The 13171-nt window shown below is 33.0% G+C and carries 12 protein-coding genes; 2 read left to right on the plus strand and 10 right to left on the minus strand.

All coding sequences use genetic code 11. The features are described 5' to 3' along the window. Positions 1–333: 333 nt before the first annotated feature. From mnmM to B5G32_RS12120, 3 genes are read right to left on the minus strand one after another with little or no spacing between them, the layout of a single operon-like run. A complete protein-coding gene (mnmM, locus tag B5G32_RS12110) occupies positions 334–855 on the minus strand; it encodes a tRNA 5-(aminomethyl)-2-thiouridylate-methyltransferase MnmM (protein WP_087297601.1) in 522 nt (173 codons plus the stop codon). Positions 856–862: 7 nt separating this feature from the next. Then, positions 863–2491, minus strand: coding sequence for a B12-binding domain-containing radical SAM protein (locus B5G32_RS12115; protein ID WP_087936789.1), 1629 nt, complete (start codon positions 2489–2491; stop codon positions 863–865). Positions 2492–2529: 38 nt separating this feature from the next. Continuing rightward, a complete protein-coding gene (locus B5G32_RS12120) occupies positions 2530–3801 on the minus strand; it encodes a M15 family metallopeptidase (protein WP_087936790.1) in 1272 nt (423 codons plus the stop codon). Positions 3802–3962: 161 nt separating this feature from the next. On the opposite strand from B5G32_RS12120, the gene B5G32_RS12125 reads away from it, so the two are divergent. Together B5G32_RS12125 and B5G32_RS12130 are read left to right on the plus strand one after the other, a co-directional pair. Next, positions 3963–4244 (plus strand): hypothetical protein, encoded by a 282-nt coding sequence (locus B5G32_RS12125; protein ID WP_087297604.1) that lies wholly within the window; start codon positions 3963–3965, stop codon positions 4242–4244. A 115-nt stretch (positions 4245–4359) separates the two neighbouring features. Further along, positions 4360–4599 (plus strand): hypothetical protein, encoded by a 240-nt coding sequence (locus tag B5G32_RS12130; protein WP_087936791.1) that lies wholly within the window; start codon positions 4360–4362, stop codon positions 4597–4599. A gap of 16 nt (positions 4600–4615) precedes the next feature. Here B5G32_RS12130 and B5G32_RS12135 read toward each other — a convergent pair whose 3' ends face one another. From B5G32_RS12135 to B5G32_RS12165, 7 genes are all read right to left on the minus strand, one after another. Then, positions 4616–6043, minus strand: coding sequence for an alpha-amylase (locus tag B5G32_RS12135; RefSeq protein ID WP_087936792.1), 1428 nt, complete (start codon positions 6041–6043; stop codon positions 4616–4618). Between the two features lie 71 nt (positions 6044–6114). Further along, positions 6115–6378 carry a metal-sensing transcriptional repressor gene (locus B5G32_RS12140; protein ID WP_087243232.1) on the minus strand — a complete coding sequence of 88 codons (264 nt, stop codon included), beginning with the start codon at positions 6376–6378 and terminating at the stop codon, positions 6115–6117. Next, positions 6378–8861, minus strand: a complete 2484-nt coding sequence (locus B5G32_RS12145) for a heavy metal translocating P-type ATPase (RefSeq protein ID WP_087936793.1) — start codon at positions 8859–8861, stop codon at positions 6378–6380. Before B5G32_RS12145 ends, B5G32_RS12140 begins: the two co-directional genes overlap by 1 nt. 188 nt (positions 8862–9049) lie before the next feature. Beyond that, positions 9050–9838 (minus strand): ABC transporter ATP-binding protein, encoded by a 789-nt coding sequence (locus tag B5G32_RS12150; RefSeq protein WP_087254783.1) that lies wholly within the window; start codon positions 9836–9838, stop codon positions 9050–9052. Position 9839: 1 nt separating this feature from the next. Beyond that, the gene (locus B5G32_RS12155; protein WP_087243229.1) at positions 9840–10868 is read right to left on the minus strand and encodes a FecCD family ABC transporter permease; all 1029 of its coding nucleotides are present in this window, start codon (positions 10866–10868) and stop codon (positions 9840–9842) included. Beyond that, positions 10865–11860, minus strand: coding sequence for a FecCD family ABC transporter permease (locus B5G32_RS12160; protein WP_087936794.1), 996 nt, complete (start codon positions 11858–11860; stop codon positions 10865–10867). Before B5G32_RS12160 ends, B5G32_RS12155 begins: the two co-directional genes overlap by 4 nt. Further along, entirely contained in the window at positions 11857–12882 is a 1026-nt protein-coding gene (locus B5G32_RS12165; RefSeq protein ID WP_087936795.1) for an iron-siderophore ABC transporter substrate-binding protein, read from the minus strand. Before B5G32_RS12165 ends, B5G32_RS12160 begins: the two co-directional genes overlap by 4 nt. Positions 12883–13171: the final 289 nt, after the last annotated feature.

Raw genomic sequence — 13171 nt, forward strand, 5'->3', positions numbered from 1 at the left:
GCATACATGGCTTTAAGATAGGGAACCTGTTCTTCAGTAAGAAGACCAAAACTACGAATAGTGCGGTGCTTGATTTTATCACCATCACGATAAGACTCAACAAGAGAGCAGAAATAAGTTCCTTTTTTGCCTCTATTATTTTGAACAACCTTCACAAACATAAAACCACTCCTTTTCTATACTACAAGTATACCATTAAATCATTGAGATTTCACTAAATATGATATATCACTTCTATAATTATTTATGAATCTTAATAAACAAAAAAAGAAATCTGAATATGTCAGATTTCTAATTTAAATTTGTCGTTAAATTGACGACATTGAGCAGAATTTACTGCTTCTTTTCTATTTCAATAACATAGGGTGCTTTCTTTTTATTCAACATTTGAAAGCACGAAACATGAAACTGATGAGAATCTAACTGTGATACATATTCATGAATCCATAAACTTTCCTGATATCCTTCTTCATGGCCAGGATAAACAACAATAAAAAGTGCTTTTTTCATCATTTCAATAGCTTGACAGACAGCCTCTTGAGTAGACGGCAATGTTGTTGTAATATGATGAGAAGCCTGTGGTAAATAGCCAAGATTGAATATTCCTATATCAAATGATGAAAAATACTGTTTCATATTTTCATGACTATCTAAAATCAGTTGTACATGTTGTCTATCTCCTAAACGTTTTTTTGTATTTTCCAATGCTTCAGGCTGTATATCAAAAGCATAGACCTTTGGACACTGTTCAGCTAAAAAAAGTGTATCATGACCATTTCCCATAGTAAAATCAACACCCACCTGAAAAGAATACGTTGATATTCTTTGATGAACATATTCAACCATCGTTAACATACTATGATCACCCTTTCTTATACATCGACCACTGACATTGATAATCTTTATAGATGACAACAAGATAATGATCTTGAATTTCTTCTACAACTGCATATCTAAATAAGAGCTCAGAATCAAGCTGATATTTTTGTGAAAGTTCTCTTAAAACCTGTTTTTTTGATTGTGGAGTTAAAGTTGGCTGATACCATTTTTTAGGTTTCACTTTAAACTGCAATAAATAATCCATAATCAATAAATCATGATACTTCTCAGGTAAATAGGAATCCAAGTAAAGATAAAGTTCATCTAACTGATAACCTATTTTTTTATATTGTTTTTCATGATAAAAACATGAAAGATCATAAAAGAACGCAAATGGCGAAGAAACATCATCCATCACCGCATTCATCGTATGTACAAAACGCCCACTATTCCAGTATTTCTCCAACATATCTTCAGCCATATGAATCTTTTCCATATCATCATGAGATAACCATTTGTTTTCCAGCATTTCATAAGGAGGCTCTTTTTGATAGACATACCCATAATCTTTAGCATCATTACGTAATGATGTTCCTCTTAATAGTTTTAAAAAGCCCAATTGTAATTCTTTTGCACGAAAGGCAAAAACATCATCAAATGATTGAGCAAATCTTTCATATGTTTCATATGGTAAACCAGCAATGAGATCTAAATGCAAATCACATTGACCATCTTGCATTAACATAGTGATCACTTCGCTTAAACGTTTAAAATTCTGAATTCTTTTGACTGCGCGATTTGTCGGTTCATAAGTTGATTGAATTCCTATTTCAAATCTCAATAATCCCTTTGGTGCTTTTTCTCTAATAAAATCAATAATTTTTTGATTAAGGACATCAGCATTAATTTCAAATTGAAATTGCTGTCCTTCTTGATAATGTTTAAAAATATAATCTAAAATCATAATAGCATGATTTGCATCAGCATTAAAACTACGATCTAAAAATTTAATTGTTTTGGCTGAACTATGACAAATCAAATTGAGTTGTCTTTTGAGATAGTCTTCACTAAAAAATCTAAGTCCCTGTTCTAATGAAGATAAACAATATTGACATTGAAATGGACACCCTCGACTTGTTTCAAAATATAAGATACGTTTACCCATATCTTTTTGATCTTGTGGTAAACAATACGGCGAATCTAAGGATTCTACATATTTTAAATCTGCAACAGCTACTGTTGATGAGATATGCCCACGATAACTGACACCTGGTAAACATACATCCTGTTTCTTTTCTAAAGCTTCTAATAATTGAGGGAATATTTCTTCCCCTTCACCACTTAAAATGTAATCTACTGGTATATGCTCTAAAAAGTACTGTGGTTCATAAGTGACCTCAGGTCCCCCTAAAGCAAGAATAATATCAGGTTGTCTTTGACGTAACATATGGCATAGCTTATCAATATATTCAATATTCCATATATAACAAGAAAACGCAATCATATCTAAATGCATTGATAATAAATCATCAACAATATGTTCAAGTGAATCCTTAATTGTATATTCTTTAAAATCAACATCAAAGCGATGATAAGAAGCTACATAAAGCAAACGCAATGATAATGACGTATGAATATATTTTGAATTGAGAGTTGTTATTAATGTTTTCATGATTTTCTCCTAAAAAATAATCTAGGGATAACCCTAGATTATTGACCTTTCTTAATATCAGGGATAACCCCTTTATTTAAGCAATATTCTTCTAATGTCCAACCATTATTAAAGATTTCTTTTGCTGCTTCTTTTCCAACATATCTAAAATGCCATGGTTCATTAGCAATACCTGTAATACCAGCTTTATCTTCTTCATATCTTAAAATAAAACCATATTTATAAGAATTTGCTACACACCATTTATAATCAGGTTTATAACCAAAACGACTATTTTCAATACCATTTAATTTATCATCAATAACAGCCTGACATGTTAAATCAACACCTAATCCTGTCTGATGTTCACTTCCTCCTGGTTCAGCAACTAAACTTGCTGCAGTCACAGGATCATATTTATTGAAGTAATCATCATATGTTGCCTTTTGATCTGCATATGAACGATAAGCACTATTCACAACCAAATCATAACCTTCTTTTTTAGCAGCATCAAACATTTCTACTAAAGCATTAGCAGCTTCTTTTCTCAATCTTGGATCGTCACAATCAGATGCCACCTTCACCTTATCAGGATCTGGATTCACTAAATCAGATGGTTCATAATTAGCTGGTAAATAGAATCCTTTTTTCACTAATGTTAAAACATCATCTGGATTTTGAATTGTATAAGGTTGATCAACTTCATTTTCAGAAATAATAAATGGATATGTTGTAATCAATACAGCATAATTATAATTTTTATTTTCTTCATATGATTCCATGTATTGATCAATATCTTCAAAAACAAATCCTTTGACTTGCATAAATGGTTCAATTTGGGCATAAGTATATTGTTTATCTACCAAATGTTTAACTTCATTCACACCTGCGGTTTTTAAAACTTCCCAAATCTGATCATTTGAATAATTAAGCGTTGTTAATTTAGGAACATAATTATCAAAAATATTATCTATAGTTGAAATAACTTCTTTCACTTGCATATCCTTATGTAAGGATAGATATTTTTCATATTCATCATAATATTGAACTTTTTGACTTTGGCTCAACCATTGTGAAATATGTTCCAATTTATCATATGATAAGATTTCATCAACTTCATTATTTTCTAACGCAAGTATTTCACTTTGTTGTGAAAAAGAATAACCTTTAAAAGCCAATTGAATACGACTAAAATTAAACCATACAATAACTCCAATCACAATTGCAACAACAATACCGATAATAGCAATTCTATCCCAACGTATTCTTGGATGCCTTGATGGAGAATACGAACTATAATATGTATATTTTTTACCTCTATTAAATCTCATAATCTACCTCTTTTCTACGTCTTATAGTTTAACATATTCATCGCTATAATTCTACATTTTCAGAGAATTTCACATGATTAAAAAAATGACATGATATAATATTATTGCAATCTGAACATAATTATGTTATTTTATTTGTTGTATATAAAGGAGGTTTCTCTATGCATTTTGTAATTTGTATGTTTATTGCATTTATCTGCCTCATTACAGCTGTATTATTTGCAGAAGTCTTTCCTAAATGGTTTAAAGCTGTTCTTGCCTTACTAGGAAGTGCGACTGCCGGATATGCAATTGCAATATTCATTAGAAAAATAGCCATGTGGACAAAAGCGTTCAGTAAACCTGAACTTTTACCTACTGCAGGTATCTGTGCAGCAATTATGCTTATTATTGTCATCATTGTGGTCTTTATTCTTAACAAGAGAAAAACAAAAACAGCATAAAAAACAATCTTTATTATAGAGATTGTTTTTTTATAATCTTTATAGAAACTTAACATAAATTTCATCTTGAACCTTTTGAAATCATATATAATAAACATATAAGGAAGTGAAATTTATGGAGTATGCATATAAGGAATATTATCTAGGCGCATTAACAATGTCAGTGATTGCCTGTATCGGTTCATTATTCAGCGTAGTCAATCTGATTCCTTTATTGATTACTTATCAGTTAATCCAAAAAGCCTGTCACCGTGGACTTCCACATTCTTCGTATAAAATTCTATCCACAATCTTTCAGACAGCTATCATGTTAACATTGTTAATCACAGTTTTATATTTGAGTTTTCAGTGGTGATCGTCAGATGACCACTTTATTTTTTGGGTATATAAACACTGACACTTCCATCTTGAACAGTAAACAGTCCATACCCTTTGTCATCAATAGTGACAGTTTCATTGACATTTTCTAAATAGTCATAAAATATCTGATTTTGATATTGCTGTCCTACATACATGTACAGTTGTCCACCATTTTGATTGGTCATAATACAAGCCAATCCATAAGCTTCTCGTGTCCATCCTATGATATGACGATCATAAAAATAATCATTTTGTTGACCATAGGCATAATATTGACGTAAATATAAAAGACGATCTATAACCTGATTTTGTCCTGATAAAGAAGGTTTTTCAATTCCATAATAATCACCATAAAAGATACAAGGATAACCATCCTTTCTTAGCAAAATCAAGGCATAGGCCAGTGGTTTAAACCAATCTAAAACCCATGATTGCAGACCTTGCTGTGGTTGTGTATCATGATTATCAACAAATGTGACAGCATTCATACAGGCTTTTTGAACCAATGTGTTATTAAAAATTTGGGACATATCATATTGTCCAAAGCTACGTGAAGCTTCATAAAAATGATAATGCAAAGGAACATCAAATAATGATAATGAATAATTCACTTCACTGAGATATTGAAGTAATTTTTGTACATCACCATGCCAATATTCTCCCACTGTAAATAATTCTTGGTGTGTATACTGTCGCATATGATAAAGCCAATCCTGATAAAATGATGCATTAATATGTTTAACTGCATCCAATCTAAAACCATCTATATGTGTTGTATCTAAGTACCATTCTCCCCATCTTTTAAGTTCACTTACAACACGATGATTTGAAAAATCTAAATCTGCTCCCATTAAATAATCATAATTCCCATTTTCATTATCAACCTGTGAGTCCCATGTTTTATCCTGAAACAAAAAAGTAGCATGACGTTTTGTTTTGGCATCATAATCTATGCCATCAAAACAACTCCAATCCCATGTAAAATCACTATATTTTTGATGACGATTGGGAAAAGTAAAAAGAGTCGGAACTTGAATCCATTCATTTTGTTTTTCAATATCATAGGTATCATGTTGATTGACTTCACTCGCTTTCACATCTTCATAGCCATCAGCACCCATTTTATGATTCAATACAATATCCCCATAAACCTGTATGCCGACTTGTTGCAGGGCCTGGATTGCTTGTAAATATTCATCTTTGGTTCCATATTTTGTTGGGACAGTTCCTTTTTGATAAAATTCACCCAAATCATACAAATCATATACCCCATAACCAACATCCTGAGTTCCACCAATACCTTTAAAAGCTGGTGGTAACCACAGTGCTGTCACTCCTATATCAAAAAGATGCTGTGCATCAGCCTTAACTTTTTGATACAAATGAGGATCTGAAGGTAAATACCACTCAAAATATTGCATTAAAACGCCTTGTTTCATTCAGTTCATCTCCTTATAAAAAAGTATAAAGAAAAAAGTCAAAGACTGCAATAAACAATCTTGACTTTTTGTTACTTCATTAATTGATTGATAACGTCCATCATCTCTTCTATTTTTTGATCAGCATCTTGACTGCCAATAGCATCATGAACACAATGCTGCATGTGAGCTCCAATAATTTCTTTATTAGCACGTTTTAAAATAGCCTGAGTTGCCATGATTTGATTAGATATATCAATACAATAACGATCATCTTCAATCATTTTCATGATGCCATCAATTTGTCCTCGAGCTGTTTTTAATAAACGCATAACATGTTTTTGATCTGCCTGCATTATTCAAATCCTTTAACACTATAACCAGCATCTTCAACTGCTTTGATTAAGACACTTTCATCAACATCATGAGATAATTTTAAATAAGCACAGTTATTTTTTAAATCTACTGTTGCTTCTACACCTTCAATACTATTTAAAGCTTTATCTACATGCTTTTGACAATTTGGACACATCATACCTTCAATGTTCATTGTTTTTTCCATTTTCTTTTCCTCCTGTCTGATTATTGTATTTTGATGTTTAGGTTTAAAAAATCTCAGTCTTAAGGCATTGCTGACAACAAAGATCGAACTCAAACTCATTGCCGCACCACCAAACATAGGATCTAACAGCCATCCAAAGACTGGATAGAACACACCTGCTGCAATTGGAATTCCAATCACATTGTAGAAAAATGCCCAAAACAGATTTTCTTTAATATTTTTTAACACTGCATGACTCAGTTCAATCGCATTCACAACATCCTGTAAATCATTTTTCATCAAAACAATGTCTGCTGAATCCATGGCTATATCAGTTCCCGACGTCATCGCTATACCAATATCGGCACGCATAAGCGCTGGAGCATCATTAATTCCGTCTCCTACCATGATAACACGTTCACCTTTTGCTTGTAAATCTCTGATATGTTTTTCTTTATCCTGTGGTAAAACTTCAGCAATGACCTGAATTCCCAGTTCATCACCAATCGCTTGAGCAGTTAATTGATTATCTCCTGTCAACATATAAATAGTTAATCCCATATCTTTTAATTGATTAATAGCGTTTTGACTTGTTTCCTTTAACACATCACTGACAACAATTAAACCAATCATTTGTCCATTATAAGCATAGAATAATGGCGTTTTTCCTTGGCTTGCTAAAAGTTGCGCTTTGGCTTGTACAGGTGATAAATCAATATCATGTTCCTTCATCAAACGTTGATTACCAGATAAAATCATACCGCCATCAATAGTCCCTTTTAGCCCTTTACCAGATAACATCTGGAAATTTTCAACAGTTTTTAAAGATATCCCCTGCTCTTTGACATAATCAACCACAGCTTTGGCAAGAGGATGCTGTGATGAACTTTCAATAGAAGCAGCTAAAGTTAATAACTCTTTAGTGTCTATACCAATAGGATAAATTTCAGTTACCTGCGGTTTTCCTTTTGTAATCGTTCCCGTTTTATCTAAAACAATACTTTTTGCTTTAGATAATAATTCAAGATTTTCTGCTGATTTGATCAGAATACCTAATTGTGCGCCTTTTCCTGTTCCCACCATAATGGCAGTTGGAGTTGCTAAACCTAATGCACATGGACAAGAAATAACCAATACTGCAATCGCACATGTTAAAGCAAAATGGAAAGTCTGTCCACCAAGAGTCACCCATAAAACAAATGTCACTAAAGCAATCACAATTACAACTGGTACAAAGATTCCACTAATCTGATCTGCCAGTTTTGCAATTGGGGCTTTAGATGAGCTGGCTTCTTCAACCAATTCTATGATTTGTGATAAGGTCGCTTCTTGACTTGTATGAGTCACCTCAACTTGAATATACCCTTCTACATTCATCGTTGCACCAATCACTTTATCATCGACAGATTTGTCTACGGGTAAACTTTCACCAGTAATCATAGACTCATCAATGGATGTCTGTCCTTTGATAATCACACCATCTAAAGGTATATTTTGCCCAGGTTTGACAATCATAATATCGCCAATCTGCACATCTTCAATAGCCACTTCTACTTCCTGATTATCTTTCAAAAGTGTTGCAGAAGACGGCATTAAGTGAATCAGTTTTTCAATTGCTTCCGTTGTTTTCTTTTTAGAACGAGATTCTAGATATTTTCCTAAAGAAATAAGGGTCAAAATCATGGCTGCTGACTCAAAATAAAGCTGCATCATATATTGATGAGCATCATGAAGATTGCCATGACCTAAATCATAACCCATCATAAAAATAGCATAAATACTATAAACTGCCGCAGCCGTTGAACCAATAGCTATAAGTGTGTCCATATTAGGGCTGCGATGCCATAAAGACTTAAAACCTCTTTGAAAATAGCCACGATTGATATACATGACTGGCAAAGTTAAAAAGAGCTGCGTTAAAGCAAAAACCATCATATTTTCTTCACCAACAAGAATAGATGGTAAAGGTGCTCCTAGCATATGTCCCATTGAAATATAAAACAAAGGAATTAAAAAGACAAAAGAAAGAATCAATGATTTTTTCTTATGATCAACTGTTTCTTTCTGTTTCTGTGCTTGAACAGTTTCTTTTTCTAATACAGCTTTATATCCTGCATCTTCTACAGCTTTTTCAATCATTTGATCGTTGACTTTATTTTCATCATAGTCAACAACCATACAATTGCTTAAAAGATTAACATTAACATCATGAACACCATCAAGATGCCTGACAGCTTTATCTACATGAGCACTGCATGCACTGCATGTCATACCCACAACATCATATTTCTGTTTCATAAGATACCTCCCATACCCCTGTGGGGTATACTAACATTATATATGATTTTTATAAAATAGCAACCAAAATGATAAAAAATAATATTTTCAAATAAAAACGCCCTCATCATTTGGATATCCAAATAACGAAAGCATTGAAAATTATATAATAAAAAGAATGAACCACACTGTCCATTCCTCAATATAAATTATTTACATTTTCCAATAGGAATAATCATTGGCCGTTGTGTTATAGGATCTTTAATAATTTTACTATTTAAACCATAAACTTCTCGTATGATTTCTTCATTAATTATTTCTTCTGGTGTTCCATGAGCTAGTAATTTTCCATTAGATATCGCAAATATATAATCTGCGTAGCGAGCAGATAGATTAATATCATGTAATACCATGGCGATGGTTGTACCTTTTTTCTGATTTAATTCAGTTAATAAGTCTAAAATTTCGATCTGATAAGATATATCTAAAAAAGTTGTAGGTTCATCTAACAACAAAATATCTGTATCCTGTGCTAATGCTAAAGCTAGCCATACTCTCTGTCTTTGTCCACCGCTTAATTCATCTACACATCGATCAGCTAAATCAGAGATACCCATCATATCCATTGCTTCACTAACAATTTGATAATCTTCTTTGCTCATCCCTTTTAGTGGCTGACGATATGGAAATCGACCTCTTGCGACCAAATCAGCAACAGTTATTCCCTCAGGTACAATAGGTGACTGTGGCATTAATCCTAAGTTTTTTGCTAATGCTTTTGAAGGATATTTATGTATGTCTTTATTATTCAAATATACAGCACCATTTGAAGGAAGAACTAATTTGCATAATGTTTTCAATAAAGTTGATTTCCCACATCCATTTGAACCAATTATTACACTAATTTTATGCTCTGGCAACACTAGATCGACATCCTTCACAATTGTATGATTTCCATATCCTGAGGATAAATGTTCTGCATATAAACAATCTGTCATATTAGCCTCCTTTATGATTCATTCTAAATAGCATCAGTAATAAATATGGTGCTCCTAAAATACCTGTAATAATTCCTACTGGATAACGAGCTGGTAATAAATTTTGGGCAACTAAATCTCCCGCTAATACAAGAATAGCTCCCATAAGACCGGCTTGTAACATATTAGCCTGATTTCCTTTGCAGATTCTAGTAATGATAGGACCAGATAAAAAGGATACAGCTGCAATTGGACCACTGATGGAAGTTGCTACAGCAGAGAGAATAATTGCATTAACAATCAACAGTAACTTTGTTCTTTGAATATTTAAACCTAAAGTAGTCGCAAAATCTTCTCCCAACTGTAAAAGCATCAGTCTTCTACTTAAATATACTAGAGAACTTCCCATGAAAATTACTACAATTACAATTCGAACCGCTTCTTCTATTGTGACATTATTTAAACTTCCGCTTAACCACCGTAAGGCATTTGCTACATCATATTGTGCTGCACGAAGTATAATATAAGAAATCACTGCTTGTAAAAATGCCTGAAATCCTAAACCGATTAAAATCATTCTGCCATTATTTGATCCGATTCCCTGCGATAGACGATAGATCAGAAATGCTACAAGCATTCCGCCTAAGATTGCGCCAATAGAAACAGCATTTCCACTCCAATGAAGGATAAGAATACAAAATACAGCTACTGTACTAGCTCCAGATGTTACGCCTATAATATCAGGACTAGCTAATGGATTACCTAACATTTTCTGAAAGGTATTTCCTGCCATACCAAAGGCTATTCCACAAAATACGCCTGCTAACATTCTTGGAAAACGTAATGTATTAACAGTAAATGATGCTCCTGGTATATTTTCATACAATAAGGACTGAATAACAGTATTTAGAGAGTAAAAAGTATTACCAAGCATCATGGATAGTGCCATAAGTATACATAATATAATGCATAATATGATAGTAATGGTTATAATTCTTTTTCTCTGGTGATGATAAACACGTTCTATAATTTCTCTTGTCTGTTTTTTCATAAACTACGTATTTTCACCTTTCTAACAATATAAATAAAGACTGGCGCTCCAAGGATTGCGGTTATAATTCCAACTTCTAATTCTGCTGGACTTGCGATTACTCTTCCAATAATATCTGCACCTAGTAACAGTATGCTTCCTCCCAATGCAGATAATGGAAGGAGATAATGCATATTCGATCCTATTAATAATCGCATAATATGGGGAACCATTAATCCAACAAAAGCAATTGGACCAGCTAATGCTGTTGTAGCACCACATAATAGTACTCCTGCAAATGCTGCCATTGCTCTTACTTTCTTACTATTTATTCCTAAGCTTGTGGCTAATTCATCGCCTAACGCTAAAGTATTTAATGAAGATGATAAATAAAATGATAGAAGTAATCCTAAAATGAAATACGGAAGCAGTACTAAAATCATATTCCACTTAGCTCCGCCAATACTTCCTGTTTGCCAAAAACGAAAACTATCCATTACCTGTGAATTTGGTAACATGATTGTATTCACTAATGACATAAGTGCCATCGATGTTGCAGCTCCTGCTAGTGCTAACTTAATTGGAGTAGCTCCACTTTGTCCTACAGAAGCAATACCATAAACAAGTATTGCAGTTAATATAGCCCCTGTGAAACCAAGCCAGATATACTGACTTGGTGAAGAGATTGAAAAGAACGCAATTCCCACAACCACAAAGAGAGAGGCTCCTGTATTTATTCCTAAAATACTAGGATCTGCAATTGGATTTCGGGTAATTGATTGCATCAGACAACCAGATACTCCTAAAGAAGCTCCAGCTAAAATACCAAACAAAGTTCGTGGTATTCTTGCCTGAACAACACTAATAGAAAAGCTTTCTTTGTTGGTAAATAATGCATCAAATAATGTCTCCATATCTACTGATTTAGAACCATATAAAATAGACAATGCAGAAACAGCAATTAGACATAGAGAAAGAATCACAAACAAGAAATAAACATTCTTTTTTCTCATTCGTTTACCTTATCTGCAGCCTGTCCAATTAATGATAAATACTCATCAATTGTTGCAGAAATACCTAAAACTGTAGGAGTCGCAGAACCTGCTAATGCACTATTACTATCAATAACTACTACTGAACCACGTTTAATAGCTGGAATCTTTCCAAAGATAGCATCTTTCTGTAAAGCTTTTAGGGTTGTATCATCACCATAAGTAACTAAAATATCTACATTATTTAAAATATCTGCATTTTCTGCGGAAACCGTCAAAGAGAAAGTCGTTTCATCTTTTCCCATTTCCTTAATATTTTCAGGGAATGATAAACCTAAGTCTGTAAGATAGGAAGCTCTAGGATCACTAGTTAAATATACATAGAATGAGCTAGTATCTGCTGGATTAACCCAAAGGAAAGCTCCGCTTTTGCCTTCTATCTGAGGATATTCTTTCAATTTATTCGCAATTAATTGTTCAGTTTCTTTAACCAATGCTTCTCCTTCATCTTTCATCCCCATAGCTTCTGCATTAATCGTAACTTGCTCTCTCCAATATGTCTGCCATGCTACACGTGGATATGCAACTACAGGAGCAATTTTACTTAAGGTATCATACTCTTCTTGTGTTAATCCTGAATAAGCAGCTAGAATGATATCCGGATTACTATCCGCAATAGCTTCATAATCTAACCCATCTGTATCATCATAGACTACTGGCTCTGTTACTCCTAATTTTTTAAATGCCTCCTGTGTCCATGGTGATAACCCATCTTTCGTTAATTCACCGAAATTTCCTTTTGAAACACCAACTGGAGCAACTCCCAATGCCAATGGGACATCCTGATTTCCCCAAGCTATGGTTGCTATGCGCTCTGGCTTTTCTGTAATCGTTGTTTCTCCAAAAGCATGTTTCATTGTAATTGGAAATTGTGTAGATGCATTTGTATTTTTATTTTCATATTCATTAGTTGACGATGATGAACAAGCTGTTGTCATCAATAAAAAACCTGTAACTACTACAGCAAAAAAAATTTTTTTCATATAAACCTCCTTACATAGTTAGCTTTAGCTAACTTATGAAATAATAATATCAGAACATAACATTTATGTCAATACTATATTAATTTTGAGTTTCGGGATTTTGCAAAGCAGAAGTATCCGATTTGGTAATTTCTGTTTCAAATTGTCTTGATATTGAATGATTTTTCAATAAAATCTAACCCTAGATAAATGTTGGTAACTATATTTAAAATATATTGATTATATGGTCTTAAATGAAAATTCATTTGTAAAGTCACTATATCTTAGCTCACACATGGAGTTCATGATC

The organism is Massilimicrobiota sp. An80, from assembly GCF_002159255.1.
GTDB classification, from domain to species: Bacteria; Bacillota_I; Bacilli_A; order Erysipelotrichales; family Coprobacillaceae; genus Allocoprobacillus; species Allocoprobacillus merdigallinarum.